This is a genomic window from Pseudomonas putida S13.1.2 (assembly GCF_000498395.2).
In the GTDB taxonomy this organism is placed as follows: domain Bacteria; phylum Pseudomonadota; class Gammaproteobacteria; order Pseudomonadales; family Pseudomonadaceae; genus Aquipseudomonas; species Aquipseudomonas putida_Q.
Map to the genome: position 1 here is coordinate 5836034 of NZ_CP010979.1, position 17665 is coordinate 5853698.

The 17665-nt window shown below is 61.6% G+C and carries 14 protein-coding genes and 1 other RNA gene; 6 read left to right on the forward strand and 9 right to left on the reverse strand.

Annotation, left to right across the window (positions count from 1 at the left end; all coding sequences use genetic code 11):
* Positions 1–222 precede the first annotated feature (222 nt).
* Positions 223–1101 (forward strand): helix-turn-helix transcriptional regulator, encoded by an 879-nt coding sequence (locus tag N805_RS25775; protein ID WP_026034350.1) that lies wholly within the window; start codon positions 223–225, stop codon positions 1099–1101.
* A 203-nt stretch (positions 1102–1304) separates the two neighbouring features.
* Here N805_RS25775 and N805_RS25780 read toward each other — a convergent pair whose 3' ends face one another.
* From N805_RS25780 to N805_RS25800, 6 genes are all read right to left on the reverse strand, one after another.
* Complete coding sequence (locus N805_RS25780) at positions 1305–2552, reverse strand: integrase domain-containing protein (RefSeq protein WP_019470433.1); 1248 nt, start codon at positions 2550–2552, stop codon at positions 1305–1307.
* Positions 2553–2737: 185 nt separating this feature from the next.
* Positions 2738–3136, reverse strand: a transfer-messenger RNA (tmRNA) gene (gene ssrA, locus N805_RS30300).
* 99 nt (positions 3137–3235) lie between these two features.
* Complete coding sequence (locus N805_RS25785) at positions 3236–3526, reverse strand: hypothetical protein (protein WP_019470434.1); 291 nt, start codon at positions 3524–3526, stop codon at positions 3236–3238.
* 318 nt (positions 3527–3844) lie between these two features.
* Positions 3845–6655, reverse strand: a complete 2811-nt coding sequence (locus N805_RS25790) for an FAD-binding and (Fe-S)-binding domain-containing protein (RefSeq protein ID WP_019470435.1) — start codon at positions 6653–6655, stop codon at positions 3845–3847.
* Between the two features lie 75 nt (positions 6656–6730).
* Positions 6731–7876 (reverse strand): FMN-dependent L-lactate dehydrogenase LldD, encoded by a 1146-nt coding sequence (gene lldD / locus N805_RS25795; RefSeq protein ID WP_019470436.1) that lies wholly within the window; start codon positions 7874–7876, stop codon positions 6731–6733.
* 63 nt (positions 7877–7939) lie between these two features.
* Positions 7940–9610 carry a lactate permease LctP family transporter gene (locus tag N805_RS25800; protein WP_019470437.1) on the reverse strand — a complete coding sequence of 557 codons (1671 nt, stop codon included), beginning with the start codon at positions 9608–9610 and terminating at the stop codon, positions 7940–7942.
* Positions 9611–9864: 254 nt separating this feature from the next.
* Here N805_RS25800 and N805_RS25805 point away from each other — a divergent pair, with 254 nt between their 5' ends.
* The gene (locus N805_RS25805) at positions 9865–10632 is read left to right on the forward strand and encodes an FCD domain-containing protein (RefSeq protein WP_019470438.1); all 768 of its coding nucleotides are present in this window, start codon (positions 9865–9867) and stop codon (positions 10630–10632) included.
* Between the two features lie 123 nt (positions 10633–10755).
* Here N805_RS25805 and smpB read toward each other — a convergent pair whose 3' ends face one another.
* On the reverse strand, positions 10756–11238 hold the full coding sequence (smpB, locus tag N805_RS25810; protein WP_016489183.1) for an SsrA-binding protein SmpB: 483 nt from the start codon (positions 11236–11238) through the stop codon (positions 10756–10758).
* Positions 11239–11401: 163 nt separating this feature from the next.
* Here smpB and N805_RS25815 point away from each other — a divergent pair, with 163 nt between their 5' ends.
* On the forward strand, positions 11402–11836 hold the full coding sequence (locus N805_RS25815; RefSeq protein ID WP_019470439.1) for a type II toxin-antitoxin system RatA family toxin: 435 nt from the start codon (positions 11402–11404) through the stop codon (positions 11834–11836).
* A gap of 63 nt (positions 11837–11899) precedes the next feature.
* On the opposite strand, the gene N805_RS25820 is transcribed toward N805_RS25815, so the two are convergent.
* Positions 11900–12436 carry an outer membrane protein assembly factor BamE gene (locus tag N805_RS25820; protein ID WP_026034351.1) on the reverse strand — a complete coding sequence of 179 codons (537 nt, stop codon included), beginning with the start codon at positions 12434–12436 and terminating at the stop codon, positions 11900–11902.
* 97 nt (positions 12437–12533) lie between these two features.
* On the opposite strand from N805_RS25820, the gene fur reads away from it, so the two are divergent.
* Complete coding sequence (gene fur / locus N805_RS25825) at positions 12534–12938, forward strand: ferric iron uptake transcriptional regulator (RefSeq protein ID WP_019470441.1); 405 nt, start codon at positions 12534–12536, stop codon at positions 12936–12938.
* A gap of 196 nt (positions 12939–13134) precedes the next feature.
* Here fur and recN read toward each other — a convergent pair whose 3' ends face one another.
* The gene (gene recN, locus N805_RS25830; RefSeq protein ID WP_019470442.1) at positions 13135–14808 is read right to left on the reverse strand and encodes a DNA repair protein RecN; all 1674 of its coding nucleotides are present in this window, start codon (positions 14806–14808) and stop codon (positions 13135–13137) included.
* A gap of 193 nt (positions 14809–15001) precedes the next feature.
* Between recN and grpE the strand changes: the two genes are divergently transcribed.
* Entirely contained in the window at positions 15002–15559 is a 558-nt protein-coding gene (gene grpE, locus N805_RS25835) for a nucleotide exchange factor GrpE (RefSeq protein WP_019470443.1), read from the forward strand.
* A gap of 101 nt (positions 15560–15660) precedes the next feature.
* Positions 15661–17586: a molecular chaperone DnaK gene (gene dnaK / locus N805_RS25840; RefSeq protein WP_019470444.1), complete on the forward strand. Its 1926-nt coding sequence runs from the start codon at positions 15661–15663 to the stop codon at positions 17584–17586.
* The last annotated feature ends 79 nt before the right edge of the window (positions 17587–17665 follow it).

Here is a 17665-nt window from a genome sequence, read left to right on the forward strand (position 1 = left end):
GTGTGGATAGGAGGGTGAAGGCAATATGCTATTGTGCAGGCCGCGGATGGCATGGCCTCAAGAGGGAAGCGCTCTCGCAATGGAGATTTTCGAGCGCCTGTTTGATACGTATAAATACTTTACACATCTATCGCGTGTTGATCGTAAGTGAGCAGACACGTAGGATCTCACGACACGTCATTTGCCTGGTCGCTACCCGCTGCCAATCATTCAGGGCCCTTGATGAAACATAAGCAAAGTATGGATCAAATCCGCTGGGACCTTGCCCTGCGCTACCGCCTGATCGAAACGGTGGTCTGGTGGGAAGGGCGCCTGACCACCAACCACTTGATGCAGTGCTTCGGCATCAGCCGGCAGCAAGCATCGAAGGACATCAACACCTACATCACCGACTATGCCTCTAAGAACCTGGTCTACGACAAGCAGATCAAAGGCTACGTGCCAACCCGGCAGTTCAAGCCGTTGTTCATCGACGACAGCGCTAGTGCCTACCTGGACCTGCTTAACCACAACGATGAGCGTGCGCCGCATATCGAAGGGTTGAACCTGGCTTACGCGCACACTGAAGTCTTGAAGGTACCTGATCGCTCTGTGAGGCCCGAGGTGCTGCGGCCACTGCTCAAGGCGTGTCGTGAAAAGCGGCGTCTGGACATCGAGTACGTGTCGTTCAAAACCCCCGAAGTAGAAGGGCGCACCATTGCGCCGCACACGTTGGTGTACACCGGGATACGTTGGCACGTGCGGGCTTACTGCGAGAAGAACCGTGAGTATCGGGACTTTGTGTTGAGCCGTTTTCGAGGCGAGCCGGAGCTGCTCGACGATCAGACGGAAAATGGTGTCGAGCACGACGTAGAGTGGAACACCAAGATCGATGTGATCTTTAAGCCGGACGAGCGCCTGACGCCGGCGCAACGGTCGATCATTGAAGTGGACTACGCGATGACTGATGGCCAGCTCGTGGTCAAAAGCTCACAAGCATTGGCGAAGTACGTAGTGAAACGATTTCACGTAAATCCGAACCTGCATGACGCCCGCCCTGAAGCCCAGCAGTTGGTGTTGGCGAACCGGGCAGAGTTGAAACTCTGGCTGAGCTTAGACTAAAGACGTCCCTGGTCGACCTCGTGTTTTTGCCAGGCTAGGCATTCAAGCCGATGTATGAGTCATTATGTTCGAGGATAGATACATTGCCGTTGTTTCGGTTACGGGGTTGAGCAAAGCCTCATTAGCGACCACGCTGACCGCGGATGACCGCCTTTGGCCGTTAGGCTGTTGGGACTGGCTACTGTGAGGCAGTGCCAGCGGATCTAAACGACCTCCCTGCGCCGATTTTCTTGGATAGCTGACACTGACAGATTACCCGTCGCTGCTTCCTGGATATGCTCACTCCACCAGGTCATCATCGGCCGTCTCCGCTCGATGTAGTCCGCGCGGTTGTAGGCGCTGCGAACCTCGTCTTTATCGACATGGGCAAGTGCTACCTCGATCAATTCGGGATCCCAGCCATGCTCGTTGAGGATGGTGCTGGCCATCGACCGCATGCCGTGGCTGACCAGACGCCCCTCGAAGCCCATTCGTTTCAGCGCCATGTTGGCGGTCTGGCTGTTGCAGTGGGTACGTGGGTTTCGGTCTGCGGGGAACACAAATTCCCGATGTCCACTGTAGGGCTTGATCGCTTCGAGGAGTGCAAGAGCCTGCTCCGTGAGCGGGACAATGTGCGCGCGGCGCTTTTTCATTCGCTCCGCAGGAATCGTCCAGATCTTCTTCTCGATGTCGATATCTGCCCAGCGGGTGGTCGCAGCTTCGACTGGCCGGGTCATGGTGTGAAGCTGCCACTCGATCAGGCAGCGTGTTGTTCTTTTTATGCTGGCATTGGCGATTGCCACCATGAGTTCTTTCAGCTCATCGGGGGGTAGTGCCGCCATGTTTTTCTTTTTCGGTTTCTTGAAAACGGAGCGGATGCCACTGAGCGGGTTCGCGTGAATCAGTCCCGAGTTGACCCCGTAGGTCATGATCTCGTTGAGCCGTTGTGTCAGTCGTTTTACGGTTTCAAGGCTGCCTTTGGTTTCGAGTGGCCGGAGCAGGTTAATGACCTGAGGAGCACTTATGGTCGAGATTGGGGTGTGTCCCAGATACGGAAAGATGTGCAGCGTGAGGGAACGCCAGATGTCCTCAGCGTAGGCCTGTGTCACTGAATCCTTTTTCAGCTCATACCAGGCCGTCGCCACGTTCTGGAAAGTGTGCTCCGTCGCTGCCTTCTTCGCTTGCTGCACTGCATCCCGTTTTTCTTTGGGGTCGATGCCGTGAGCGAGGAGCTCGCGTGCCTCAACGGTGCGCTTGCGGGCTTGCGCCAATGAAACTTCGGGGAAGGTCCCGAGGCCCATGTTGATCCGGTTCTTTGTCACCGGATGCCGGTAGTTGAAGTTCCAGAGTTTAGAGCCATTGCTTCTCACTCGCATTTGGAGGCCGTCACCATCGCTTAGGACATAGTCCTTCTCTTGCGGCTTGGCGGCTTTGACTTTGAGGTCCGAGAGGCGGGTGGCTTGAGCGCACATGCGGTATTCCAAGAGCGGTTTCGGTATTCCAAAAACTACCAGTAGATGGCTTGGAATACCACTTGGAATACCGAATCTTGTAGATCCTGTTGGACGCTATCGGACCCTGATGGCGCTGAAAGCCCCGTATTTACTGGGTTTCAGGCACAAAAAAAGACGTCCGTGGACGTCTTTAGATGGTTATTTGGTGGAGCCGGGGGGATTTGAACCCCCGTCCGCCAGTACTCCGCTGTCGGTACTACATGCGTAGCCGTGTCTACTGATTTAATCCGCAGCCGCCCGACGGGCAGGGTGCTTTGGATGAGTTGTGTAAGTTTTAGTCACTTCGCCCACAACGTGCTACGCGACGATCCTGTTCTGTATGACAATCAGTTCGGGTTTACAGGCATCCCCTAGTGATTGCTGGAGCCGAAGCTACCAGAAGCAACGGGTCAAGAGGACTGCTTACGCAGCCAGCTTGCACTCCGCGCCGTAGTTTTCGTCATTGGCAACTATAAAAGTTGCAACAGTGGATTTACGAGTTCTGTTACCAACTCGGCATGCACCTAGAGTTTCGCTACCGGCGTCGAATCCTAATCGGCCCCACACTAGCGTTACGCTAACGCACCTTACGGCGCGTGGGATGGAGTATACGCCATTGCGCGGGCGACGTCGACAGCCGGTCCTGTCGCCCGCTTCATGGCTCACGCGCCGCCGCTGCCGGAGCCGCTGCCTTTCTCGGTTTTCTCCAGGCGTTCCAGCACTTTGCTGGTGATGGCGATGCATTCCTTGGTGTCGCCCGAGGCCTGGGCGGCTTTGGCGTTGTCCACCTGCTCGGTAAGGGCCTTGTCCAGGCCTTCGGAGGTGGCGCCGGCGGTGGCCATGCTGTCGTCGATCTTTTGCAGGTTGGTGTTGCAGAGGTCATCGGCGGCGAACACCGGCGAAGCCAGCAGGGTGGCGGCCGCGAACAGGGCCGAAAGCGCGGTACCTTTCATGGGTGTCTCCTCTGGGGCCTCTGGAAGGTGGGCCTGTAGGGTGGACTGTGGGGGATTGGCGGGGGTTCAATCGGGATGGTGGCGGGGCGATATTGAGGTGGGGGATGGCACCGGCTTTGCCGGTGTTCGCGGCTGAAGCCGCTCCCACAGGGATCGTGGTTGGCTCGGGGGTGCGCTGTACCTGTGGGAGCGGCCTTGTGTCGCGAAAGGGCTGCAGAGCAGCCCCGGGGATCTATGCAGCGCTGCTGAGAACCTGGGGCCGCTTTGCGGCCCGATCGCGACACAAGGCCGCTCCCACAAGGGTGAAGGTGTCTGCCTTTAGATGCTGCGTGGGCGGGTGACGCGGTCTACCAGGTAGACCAGGCCGTGGTAGTCGATGCCGCTGTGGCTCGACAGGCCTATTTCGCAGGTGCGGCTGGTGGAGATGCCTTCGCTGCAATACTGCACGGCATCCTTCAGGCTGCGCAGCGAGTGGGCGTTGAGCTCGGGGGTGGTGAAGCCTTTGTCGCCGGCAAACCCGCAGCAATGAATGCCTTCGGGGATTACCACCTGTTTGCTGCAACGCCGCGCCAGGTCGATCAGGGCCTGGCTTTCGCCCAGGTGCTGGGTGCTGCAGGTCACGTGCACGGCCACCGGCTCGTCCTGGGGGGTGAACTCCAGGCGGTCGAGCAGGTGGGTGCGGATGAAGCGCACCGGGTCGTACAGGTCCAGCCGGGTTTCGCCCAGGTCTTGCACCAGGCGCAGGGTGCAGGGGCTGGTGTCGCAGTAGATCGGGTCTAGGCCGCCGCGGCTGGCGTGCAGCAGGGCGGTGATCAGTTCCTGGCGCTTGTGCTCGGCCTGTTCGGGGTAACCCTTGGAGGCGAAGGGCTGGCCGCAGCACAGGCTGTCGGCGTTGTCGGGGAACACCACCTGGTAGCCGGCCTTTTCCAGCAGGGCGCGGGTTTTGTCCAGCAGCGAGCTTTGCTCGCTGTCGGCATAGGCCGGGCCCATCACCCGTGACACGCAGGCCGCAAGGTACACCACGCGGGGGCGGGCGTCGTGGCTGGCCGGGCCGAAGCTGATCGGGCGCAGGGGTTGTGGCATGGCCGGGGTCCACTGGGGCAGGCGGCCTTTGCTGGCTTTGCTCAGCGAGGCGCTCAGGCGGCCCAGGCGCGGGGCGCCGAGCAGCTTGCGTGCGGTATTGGCGGCCGTGAGGGTAAGGCGGGCGCCACCCAGTGCGGTGTGGAAGTGCTCGGCGAGCCAGTCGGCGGTCTTGATGTGGTCGGCGGCCTGGCTGCGCAGTTTTTTCACCAGCTCGCCGGTGTTGATGCCGACCGGGCAGCGCTGGGCGCACAGGCCGGTGGCGGCGCAGGTGTCGATGCCTTGGTACTGGTAGGTCTGCATCAGTTCGCGGGTGTCGATGCCGGCGCGTTGCTTGGCCTGGATGTCACGCCACATGACGATGCGCTGGCGTGGGCTGAGGGTAAGCCCTTTGGACGGGCACACCGGTTCGCAGAAGCCGCACTCGATGCACTTGTCGACGATTTCGTCGGCGGCTGGCAGCGGCTTGAGGTTTTTCAGGTGGATGTCGGGGTCTTCGCTTAGCACCGCGTCGGGGTTGAGGATGCCGTTGGGGTCGAGCAGGCGCTTGAGCTTCCACATCAGCTGGTAGGCGTCATGGCCCCATTCCAGTTCCACGAACGGGGCCATGTTGCGCCCGGTGCCGTGTTCGGCTTTTAGCGAACCGCCGAATTCCACGGCCACCAGTTGCGCCACGTCGTCCATGAAGGCCTGGTAACGGGCGACTTCCGCGGCGCTGTTGAAGCCTTGGGTGAAGACGAAGTGCAGGTTGCCTTCCAGCGCGTGGCCAAAAATGATCGCTTCGTCGTAGCGGTGCTTGTCGAACAGCTGGATCAGGCGGTTGACGCCTTCGGCCAGTTGCTCGACGGGGAAGGTCACGTCTTCGATGATCACCGTGGTGCCGGTCTGGCGCACGGCGCCGACGGCGGGGAAGGTGTCCTTGCGGATTTTCCACAGCTGGTTGTACACGGCTGGGTCTTCGCTGAAGTCCACTTGCTGTTCCAGCGGGAAGTCGGCGATCGAGGCCATCACTTGGTGCAGTTGTTCGTGCAGCAGGCTCTGGCTGGCGGCGCGGGACTCGATCAGCAGGGCGCAGGCGTTGTCTGACAGGCCTTTTACCCACAGCGGCATCCCAGGCATGTTCTGCACCGAGCGCAGGCTGCGGCGGTCGAGCAGTTCCACGGCCGAGACTGGCTGCTGCTTGAGCACGGGTACGGCGCGGCAGCAGCTTTCGACGCTGGGGAACACCAGCAGGGCGCTGGCCTTGTGCGGGTGGTCGGGCACGGTGTTGTAGGTGACGGCGCTGATGAAGCCCAGCGTGCCTTCGGAACCCACCAGCAGGTGCTGCAGGATGTCCAGCGGCTGGTCGTAGTCCACCAGTGCGTTCAGCGACAGGCCGGTGGTGTTCTTCAGCCGGTATTTGTGCCGGATGCGCTCGGCCAGCGCGGTGTTGGCGCGGGTCTCGCGGGCCAGGCTGGCCAGCGATGCCAGCAGCTCGGCGTGGCTGCTTGCAAAGGCGGCGACGCTGGCCGGGTCTTCGCTGTCCAGGCGGGTGCCGTCGGCCAGCACCAGGCGCAGGCCGGCCAGGGTGTGGTAGGTGTTCTGCGCGGTGCCGCAACACATGCCGCTGGCGTTGTTGGCAACGATGCCACCAATTTTGCAGGCGTTGATCGAGGCCGGGTCGGGGCCGATCTTGCGCCCGAAGGGGGCCAGCCAGGCGTTGGCCTGGGCGCCGATCACGCCCGGTTGCAGGCGGATCTGCTCGCCCTGGCCACGGATTTCGCGGCCGTTCCAGTTATCGCCGAGCACGATCAGCACCGAGTCGGTGATGGCCTGGCCAGAAAGACTGGTGCCGGCGGCGCGGAAGGTGACCGGCACCCGCTCGCGCTGGGCCAGTTTGATCAGGCCGACCACTTCGTCCTCGGACTCGACGCGCACCACCAGCTTGGGGATCAGCCGGTAGAAGCTGGCGTCGGTGCCAAAGGCCAGGGTGGACGTGGGGTCGTCGAAGCGGCGTTCGGCGGGTATCAGGCGCTCGGCATCACGCAGGAACGCGGCGGGCAAGCTCATGCAGTCTCCTCGCGGGGCTGTGGCGTCTGTGCACCACATGCCCCGGGTCAATCAGGCGGTGTTTCTTGCAGGCGGTCAGGCGCCCAGTTCGCGTACCAGCGAGTCGCGGGTGATCTCGCTGATCGACTTGGCGCCAGTCAGCACCATGGCCACGCGCATTTCCTTCTCGAACAGCTCAAGCAGGTTTTTCACCCCGGCCTGGCCGTGCACGGCAAGGGCATAGAGGAAGGCGCGGCCGATCAGTACGGTGTCGGCACCCAGGGCGATCATGCGCACCACGTCGAGCCCACTGCGGATGCCGGAGTCGGCCAGAATCTTCAGGTCGCCTTTGACGGCGTCGGCAATGGCCGGCAGGGCGCGGGCGCTGGACAGCACGCCATCGAGCTGGCGGCCGCCGTGGTTGGACACCACGATGCCGTCGGCGCCGAACTTGACCGCATCGCGGGCGTCATCGGCATCCAGAATGCCCTTGATGATCATCGGGCCGTCCCAGTACTCGCGGATCCACTCCAGGTCTTTCCAGGAGATGGACGGGTCAAAGTTGTTGCCCAGCCAGCCGATGTAGTCGGCCAGGCCCGTGGGGTTGCCACGGTACTTGGAGATGTTGCCCAGGTCGTGCGGGCGGCCCATCACCCCCACATCCCACGCCCACTCGGGGTGGGTCATGGCTTGCAGCACGCGGCGCAGCGGGCCGTTGCGGCCGCTCATGCCCGAGTGGGCATCGCGGTAGCGGGCGCCGGGTACGGGCATGTCGACGGTGAACACCAGGGTCTTGACCCCGGCGGCCTTGGCCCGCTCCAGGGCGTTGCGCATGAAGCCGCGGTCCTTGAGCACGTACAGCTGGAACCACATTGGCCGGTCGATGGCCGGGGCCACTTCTTCGATCGGGCACACCGACACGGTAGACATGGTGAACGGGATGCCGTGGGCCGCCGCTGCACGCGCCGCCTGCACTTCGCCACGGCGGGCGTACATGCCGGTGAGGCCGACCGGGGCCAGGGCTACCGGCATGCTCAGGGTTTCGTCGAACAGCTTGGTTTCCAGGCTGAGCTCGGACATGTTGTTCAGCACGCGCTGGCGCAGGGCAATGCCGGCCAGGTCCGACACGTTGTGGCGCAAGGTGTGCTCGGCGTAGGCGCCGCCGTCGGCGTAGTGGAACAGGAAGGGAGGCAGCTTGCGTTGGGCCGCGGCGCGATAGTCGGTAGAGGCAGAAATGATCATGGATTCTCGCAGCGTTGCTTGTGGGGAGTGCCGGGCGCGCGATGGCGCCCGGCCCCTTTCACTTTAGTGATGAACCAGCATGCCGGTCAGCCAGTAAGCCTGCACTAAGGTGATCAGGCCCACGATGGTGGCAAAGAACAGGCTGTGCTTGACGGTGAAGCGGAACAGGTCGGATTCCTTGCCCACCAGGCCGGTGGCGGCGCAGGCCACGGCAATGGACTGCGGCGAGATCATCTTGCCGGTCACGCCGCCGCTGGTGTTGGCCGCTACCAACAGGGTGTCGCTGACGCCGATCTGGTGCGCAGTGGTGGCCTGCAGCGAGCTGAACAGGGCGTTGGACGAGGTGTCCGAACCGGTCAGGAACACGCCCAGCCAGCCAAGGAACGGCGAGAAGAACGGGAACGCGGCGCCGGTGCCGGCCAGTACCAGGGCCATGGTCGAGGACATGCCCGAGTAGTTGGTGACGAAGGCGAAGGCCAGCACCATGCCGATGGACAGGATGGGCCAGCGCAGCTCCCAGAAGGTCTCTTTGAAAGTGGTCAGACCAGTTTTGAAGTTGATCTTCAGCACCGCCATGGAGATCAGCGCCGAGAGGAAGATCGCGGTGCCGGTGGCAGAGATCGGGTCGAGCTTGAACACCGCTGGCATGGCGGTTGGCGCGGCAACGATCGGTGCGGTCTTGATCACCAGTTGGTCGAGGTGCGGGATGGCGAAGTTGAACACGAAGTTGTACATGGCGCCGCCCGGGGCGAACGCTGCCTTGAACGGCTTCAGGGTCCAGATGGTGACCAGTACGGTCAGGATCAGGAACGGCGACCAGGCCTTGAAGATTTCGCCAAAGCTGTAAGGGCTAGGCTGGCTGCCACTTGGCTGCACAACGGCTGCGCCGACGCTGCCTTTGGCTTCGCTGAACGAACGCTTTGGCTGCCAGACTTTCAGGAACAGGGTGAGGCAGATCAGGCTGGCCAGCGCCGAGGTGATGTCGGGCAGCTCAGGGCCGATAAAGTTCGACGTGAAGTACTGGGTGACGGCGAAGCTCAGGCCGGCGACCAGGGCGGCAGGCCAGGTTTCTTTCACGCCACGCAGGCCGTCCATCATGAACACCAGCCAGAACGGCACGAACAGCGACAGCAGCGGCAGCTGGCGGCCGGTCATGGCGCCGATGTGGAAGGCGTCGATGCCGGTGACCTGGCCGGCCACGATGATCGGGATGCCCAGGGCGCCGAAGGCCACGGGTGCGGTGTTGGCGATCAGGCACAGGCCGGCGGCGTACAGCGGGTTGAAGCCCAGTCCCACCAGCAGCGCGGCAGTGATTGCCACGGGTGCGCCGAAGCCTGCCGCGCCTTCGAGGAAGGCACCGAAGCAGAAGCCGATCAGCAATACTTGCAGGCGCTGGTCGTCGGTAATCGACAGCACCGAGCTGCGGATCACTTCGAACTGGCCGCTCTTGACCGTTAGTTTGTACAGGAACACCGCGGCAACGATGATCCAGGCAATCGGCCAGAGGCCGTAGAGGAACCCATAACCCGCGGCGGCGAGGGCCATGTCGACAGGCATCTGGAAGGCAAAGATCGCCACCAAAATCGACAGCGCGAGGGTGATGCTGCCCGCTACGTGGCCTTTCAGGCGGAACACGGCGAGGGCAAGGAAGAAGAACACGATAGGGATGACTGCCGCCAGTGCGGACAGGCCAAGACTACCAAGCGGGCTATAGAGTTGTTGCCAGGTTTGCATATGGGGTGGCCCCTAATTGTTGTTGGTCAGCACTGGCATTGGATAATTGGTAAGACCAATTTACAATGGCTGGTCGCTAGGTTAAAAGCGCTGTCGTGGGTGTGTCAATTTGTCCTGTGCAAAACTTTGGTCGCGTGCCGATGAATGGGCGCCTGATGCGCTGGCAAAATCGCGGCTTGATGGGTGTTTGCGCGGCCTGGATCGGCGAGAATAGGCGCCCCTGAAATTTGCCGGGGGTTTGTGGAGAGCATGTGATGGTTTTTGATCAGGTCCGCCAGCGGCGCCTGTCCGACGACATTGTCGATCGGTTGGAAGGGATGATTCTGGAAGGCACGCTGACCTCTGGGCAGCGGCTGCCGGCCGAGCGCGCCCTTGCCGAGCAGTTCGGCGTGTCCCGCCCGTCACTGCGTGAGGCGATCCAGAAACTGGTGGCCAAGGGGTTGCTGGTCAGCCGCCAGGGCGGGGGCAATTTTGTGGCCGAGTCACTGGGTTCTACGTTTAGCGACCCGCTGCTGCAGTTGCTCGAGCACAGTGCCGAGGCGCAGCGCGACCTGCTCGAATTTCGCCATACCCTGGAGGCGTCGTGTGCCTATTACGCCGCCCAGCGTGCCACCGGGCCGGACCGGGCGCGCTTGAAGGCGGCCTTCGATGCGTTGCAGGACTGCTACACCCGGGTTGATGAGGTTACTCGGGCGGAAGAGGGTGTGGCCGATGCGCGCTTCCACCTGGCGATTGCCGAGGCCAGCCATAACGCGGTGTTGCTGCACACCATTCGGGGCTTGTTCGACCTGCTGAAGCGCAACGTGGTGACCAACATTGGTGGCATGTACCAGCAACGCACCGAAACCCGGGACATGCTGATCAGTCAGCACCGGGAGCTGTACCTGGCGATTGTCGAGGGCAGGGCGGAGGATGCGCGGGAGGTGTCTAGCCGGCACATTCTGTATGTGCAGGAGGTGCTGCAAGAGGCGCACGAAGAGGCGCAGCGGGTGGCGCGGGCAGAGCGGCGCAGCGGGCGCTGAGATCGGTGCTGGATTCTTCGCGGGCACGCCCGCTCCCACAGGATGGGCGCCGGGCTTGAACCTGGCTCGATCCCTGTGGGAGCGGGCGTGCCCGCGAAGAGGCCGGAACAGGCTAAAGACCGATTAGTCTTCCTTGCCCTTGTTCCGCACAACCCGCTGCAGCTCGCGGTTGGAATCGCGTTCGCGCACGGTGTCGCGCTTGTCGAATTCCTTCTTGCCCTTGCCCAGTGCAATTTCGCACTTGATCAGGTGCTTGCTCCAGTACAGCGACAACGCCACGCAGGTGTAGCCCTTTTGCGCCACAGCCGCTTCCAGCCGCTCAAGCTCGCGCTTGTTCAGCAGCAGCTTGCGGGTGCGGATAGGGTCTGCGATGACGTGGGTGCTGGCGGTGGTCAGCGGGGTGATGTGGCTGCCGAACAGCCAGGCCTCACCGTCCTTGAGCAGCACGTAACTGTCAACGAGGTGCGCCTTGCCAGCTCGCAGGCTTTTTACTTCCCAGCCGGACAGGACCAGCCCGGCCTCGAACTTGTGTTCGATGAAGTAATCGTGTCGCGCTTTTTTATTTTGCGCGATGGTCCCGGTCGGATGTTTTTTTTGCTTAGCCATAGGGGCGGCATTATAGGCAAGTCCGCGCGTCGTCCGCTATGGGATTTCGGTGTGCTTGAGCCACCGGAATGAATACCGGACAATACCAACCCTGTCATACGCACAGAACCTGTTTTCGGCACGCTGCGAAGCGTCGCCACCCAGCCTTGGAAGTGACGCCTGGATGACTACCCATATTCAACGCTCCGCCCTGCTGCCATACCCCGCCCAGGCGCTCTACGATCTGGTCAACGATGTGGCCAGCTACCCAGAGTTTCTGCCGTGGTGCTCGGCCTCCACGGTGATCGACGCCAGCGATACGCACATGCATGCCAAGCTGGAGGTGGCCAAAGGTGGCATGAGCCAGTACTTCGTCACGCGTAACGTGCTGGTGCCGGGGCAATCTATCGAGATGAACCTTGAGGAAGGGCCGTTCACGCAGCTGCATGGCGTGTGGGTGTTCAAGCCGCTGGGTGAAAAGGCCTGCAAGATCAGCCTGGACCTGTCCTTCGATTATGCCGGGCCGATTGTGCGCGCCACGTTGGGCCCGCTGTTCAATCAGGCGGCCAACACCCTGGTCGATGCGTTCTGCCAACGTGCCAAGCAATTGAATGCCTGACGGATAAGGCGCAAATAAAAAGCCCGGACCAGGTCCGGGCTTTTTTGCATCTGCTGTTCCCGTTTAGCGGGTTTCCAGCGGTGCGGGGGTCGGGACCGGGGTGGCCTCGATGGTGTCGATTTCGCGCTGGATGGATTCTTCCACCGAGCCTGGCTTGGCCGGTTTTTCTTCTGGCTGGGCCGCTGGCTGCTCTGTCTGGCCTGGCTCGCTGGCTGGGCTGACCGAGGTGTCGCCGCTGCCACCGAGGATTTCCTGGTCGCGGCTGACGCCTGGCATGAAGTCGCCAGACAAGCTGACCAGTTGGTCGCTTTCGTTGAAGAAGATGCTCATGCGCTCTTGCTGGCGTTTACCGCCGCCAGGCTGCAGGCTGTACAGGTAATCCCAACGATTGGTGTTGAAGGTGTCCTGAATCAGCGGGTTGCCCATGATAAACCTTACTTGCCGTCGGGTCATTCCCGGGCGTAATTGGTCTATCATGTCCTGCGTGACGACATTGCCCTGCTGGATGTCGATTTTGTAAACCCCGGGAAACGAGCAACCGGCGAGTGCGAGCAGTCCCACTAGGGTGAGGCTGGTTAGCAAGAGCTTGGTGTTTTGCATCGGTGGGCGACTTCCACTATCTTGGCTGGACAACGTAAACCCCGATCATACCCGTATTAAGAGAAGCTGCGAAGCAGCATCGGCGAGAAAGCTGACCATGGTTGAAAATAGCGAATTGCGCAAAGCCGGTCTCAAGGTGACCCTGCCTCGAGTCAAGATCCTTCAGATGCTCGATTCCACCGAGCAGCGTCACATGAGTGCCGAGGATGTTTACAAGGCACTGATGGAAGCAGGCGAGGACGTAGGCCTGGCCACCGTCTATCGCGTACTGACCCAGTTCGAAGCAGCGGGTCTGGTGGTTCGCCACAACTTCGACGGCGGCCACGCAGTGTTCGAGCTGGCCGATGGCGGTCACCATGACCATATGGTGAACGTGGAGACCAGTGAAGTCATCGAATTCATGGATGCCGAAATCGAGAAGCGCCAGCGCGAAATCGTAGCCGAGCATGGCTTCGAGCTGGTGGACCACAATTTGGTCCTGTATGTGCGTAAGAAGAAGTAACGATTTTTTATCGTTATGAATGACAAAGGCGACCTTCGGGTCGCCTTTGTGCTTTCTGCTTCGGGCAGATTAATTGGGTTGCCTGCACTGGCCCTATCGCCGGCAAGCCAGCTCCCACAGGTACACCACGTATTTCAGGTCCTGTGATCACCCTGTGGGAGCTGGCTTGCCGGCGATAGGGCCAGTGCAGGTAGCATCAAGCCTTGCCAGAAACCACCATCTTGCGCGCATGCGCCAGGGATTCCTTGGTCAGGTCAATGCCGCCGAGCATCCGCGCCACTTCCTCGACCCGCTCGCGCTTGCCCAGGCTGGCCACGGCGGTGTGGGTGGTGTCGCTGTTGCGCACCTTGTGCACGAACAGGTGGTGATGCCCTTGCGCCGCAACCTGTGGCAGGTGAGTCACGGTCAGCACCTGGCCGCGCTCGCCCAGGCGGCGCAACAACTGGCCGACAATTTCGGCAGTAGGGCCGCCGATACCCACGTCGACTTCGTCGAACACCAGGGTAGGAATGCGCGATGTCTGGGCGGTAATCACCTGAATCGCCAGGCTGATACGTGACAGTTCGCCACCCGAGGCCACCTTTGCCAGGCCCTTGAGCGGTTGGCCGGGGTTGGCGCTGACCAGCAGTTCGATCTGCTCCAGGCCATGCGGTGACAGGTCAGCCCCCTCGGTGGGCGTCAGCTCGATGCGGAAACGCCCGCCGGGCATGCCCAGGCGCTGGATTTCCTGTTCGACGGCGCCCGCCAGTTGCTGCGCGGCTTGCTGGCGCAGGGCGCTGAGCTCGCGGGCGCGCTCTTTATAGTGGTGTGCGAAAGCCGCCAGCTCTTCGCCCAGCCGTTCGATCGATTCGTCGCTGGCGTTCAGGCCTTCGATCTCTTCCATTAATTGTTGCTGCAGGTGGGGCAGTTCGGTGGGGTGCACCCGGTGTTTGCGCGCCAGCGTATAGATGGTGTCCAGGCGCTCTTCCAGTGCCTGCAGGCGCATGGGGTCGGCGTCGAAGTTGTCGAGGAAGCGGTTGAGCTCGCCCACGGCTTCTTCTACCTGGATCTGCGCGCTGGCAATCAGGTTGGCGGCCTCGCCCAGGGCCTTGGGCGAGTGGGTGGCAGCGCCCAGCCGGTTGAGGCTGGTGGTGAGGGCGCTAAGCACGTTGCCCGAGTCGCTTTCGCTGCACTGGTCGATCACCTGGCGGCAGATGCCGAACAGCGCTTCGGCGCTGGTCAGGTTCTTGTGCTCCTGCTCCAGGTGCTCCAGTTCGTGCTCGCCCAGGCCGAGGTTGTCCAGCTCTTCCAGCTGGTAGCTGAGCAACTGATGGCGGGCACGCTGCTCGTCACCTGAATTGGACAGCCGCTCCAGCTCCAGGCGGGTCTGGTTCCAGCGTTTGGCGGCCAGATGCACCTGGCGGGCCAGGTCGACGGCGCCGGCATACTCGTCGAGCAGGCGGCGGTGGGTGTCAGTCTTGAGCAGCGACTGGTGCTCGTGCTGGCTGTGGATATCGATCAGCAGCTCGCCCAGCGCCTTCAGGTCGCCCAGCGGGCACGGCGTGCCATTGATGTAGCCGCGGCTGCGGCCTTCGGCGGTGATGACCCGGCGCAGGATGCACAGCCCGTCGTTGTCCAGGTCGCGTTCGGCCAGCCAGGCGTGGGCCTCGGGGATGTCCACCAAGTCGAAGGTGGCGAGGATGTCTGCCTTGTCGGTGCCAGGGCGCACCACGCCACTGTCGGCCCGGTCGCCCAGGGCCAGGCCCAGGGCGTCGAGCATGATCGATTTGCCGGCACCGGTCTCGCCCGTGATGACGGACATGCCGCGGGCAATTTCGAGGTCGAGGTGCTCGACGATGGCGTAGTTGTGAATGGACAGGTGCACCAGCATGAGGGGCGGCTCCCGAAAGTCAGGTCTGGTTATTTATACAGTACTTTTTTCAGGCCTGCCAATGCCCCTTGGCAGATTCTGTTGCAGCCTGGAAAACCACCTTGCCCCTTGAAGCTGGTTTTTCCGGCCCCATATAGCCGACATCACAGGCGAGCCTGGCTCGCAGTCCACAAAATTGCGCAGGAGAGACCCCATGGCTGATGAACAGCTGAACGAGAAAGACCTTAACGTGGAAGAAACCGGTGCAGGCACTGCAGCTGACACCCGTGTTCTGGAGCTCGAGGAACAGCTGGCCGCAGCCAAGGACCAGGCGCTGCGCGCCGTTGCCGACGTGCAGAACGTGCGCCGTCGTGCCGAGCAGGATGTGGAGAAAGCCCACAAGTTCGCCCTGGAAAAGTTCTCCAGCGACCTGCTGCCGGTGATCGACAGCCTGGAGCTGGCGCTGACCCACTCCAGTGCCGACGATGAGCACGTCAAGCAGATCCGCGAAGGTGTCGAGCTGACCCTGAAAATGTTCCAGGACACCCTCAAGCGCTACAACCTTGAAGCTGTCGACCCGCACGGCCAGCCGTTCAACCCTGAGCACCACCAGGCCATGGCCATGCAGGAAAACGGCGAAGTCGAGCCAAACAGCGTGCTGAATGTGTTCCAGAAGGGTTACCTGCTGAACGGCCGCCTGCTGCGCCCCGCCATGGTGGTGGTCAGCAAGGCGCCGAGCGCGGCGCAACCCTCGATCAATGAAAAGGCTTGAAATCCGTCTGGGCAACCCCATCTAGGTGTCAAGCCTTCAAGTATTACCGCAGTTGGCCAAAGTAGTCGCTGCTACCAAATTCAAGTTTCGGGAGAGTTAACATGGGCAAAATCATCGGTATCGACCTGGGGACCACCAACTCGTGCGTCTCCATCCTGGAAAACGGTAACGTCAAAGTCATCGAAAACGCCGAAGGTGCGCGTACCACCCCTTCGATCGTGGCCTACGCCAACGATGGCGAAATCCTGGTAGGTCAGTCGGCCAAGCGCCAGGCTGTTACCAACCCGCACAACACCCTGTTCGCGGTAAAGCGCCTGATCGGCCGCCGCTTCGAAGAGCAGGTCGTGCAGAAAGACATCGAGCTGGTTCCGTACAAAATCGCCAAGGCTGACAACGGTGACGCCTGGGTTGAAGTGAACGGCCAGAAAATGGCACCGCCGCAAATCAGCGCCGAAGTGCTGAAAAAGATGAAGAAAACCGCCGAAGACTACCTCGGCGAGCCGGTTACCGAAGCGGTCATCACCGTTCCGGCCTACTTCAACGACAGCCAGCGTCAGGCGACCAAAGACGCCGGCCGCATCGCTGGCCTGGACGTAAAACGCATCATCAACGAACCGACCGCTGCTGCGCTGGCCTACGGCATGGACAAGGCCAAGGGCGACCACACTGTCATCGTTTATGACCTGGGTGGCGGTACCTTCGACGTTTCGGTCATCGAAATTGCCGAAGTCGACGGTGAGCACCAGTTCGAAGTACTGGCTACCAACGGCGACACCTTCCTGGGTGGCGAAGACTTCGACATGCTGCTGATCGACTACCTGGTCGAAGAGTTCAAGAAAGAGTCCGGCATGAACCTGAAGGGCGACCCGCTGGCCATGCAGCGCCTGAAGGAAGCTGCCGAGAAGGCCAAGATCGAGCTGTCGTCTGCTCAGTCGACCGACGTCAACCTGCCGTACATCACTGCAGATGCCACCGGTCCTAAGCACCTGAACGTTAAAATCTCCCGCGCCAAGCTGGAGTCGCTGGTTGAAGGGCTGGTGCAGCGCACCATCGAGCCTTGCCGCATCGCCCTGAAAGATGCCGGCATCGACGCCAGCAAGATCGACGACGTGATCCTGGTCGGTGGCCAGACCCGTATGCCACTGGTGCAGAAAACCGTTGCTGACTTCTTCGGTAAAGAAGCCCGCAAGGACGTCAACCCGGACGAAGCCGTCGCCATGGGCGCTGCCATCCAGGGTGCTGTTCTGGCCGGTGACGTGAAAGACGTGCTGCTGCTGGACGTCAGCCCGCTGACCCTGGGTATCGAAACCATGGGTGGCGTGATGACCGCGCTGATCGAGAAGAACACCACCATTCCGACCAAGAAGTCGCAGGTGTTCTCGACTGCCGACGACAACCAGGGCGCCGTGACCATTCACGTGCTGCAAGGTGAGCGTAAGCAGGCCGCGCAGAACAAATCGCTGGGCAAGTTCGACCTGGCCGACATTCCACCGGCTCCGCGTGGTGTGCCGCAGATCGAAGTTACCTTCGACATCGACGCCAACGGCATCCTGCACGTCAGCGCCAAAGACAAGGCTACCGGCAAGTCGCAGTCGATCGTGATCAAGGCCAACTCCGGCCTGTCGGACGACGAAATCGAGCGCATGGTGCGTGACGCCGAGGCCAACGCCGAGGAAGACCGCAAGTTCGAAGAGCTGGCCGCTGCCCGTAACCAGGGTGATGCGCTGGTGCACTCGACTCGCAAGATGGTCGCTGACGCAGGTGACAAGGTCACCGCTGAAGAGAAGACTGCCATCGAAGCGGCCGTGGTTGCCCTGGAAGCCGCCGTCAAAGGCGACGACAAGGCTGCCATCGATGCCAAGGTCGAAGAGCTGTCCAAGGTCTCTGCCCCGGTTGCCCAGAAGATGTACGCCGAGCAGTCGGCCGAACAGCCTCAGGGTGGCGCGCAGCAGGCCGAGCCGGAAGCCAAGCACGATGACGTGGTTGACGCCGAGTTCGAAGAAGTAAAAGGCGACGACAAGAAGTAATCGTTGCATGTTGTCGGCCAGTTCACCGCCGTTTGGCGGTGAACTGGTAGGATGTCGCCGCGCGGGGGCTTGCTCCCGC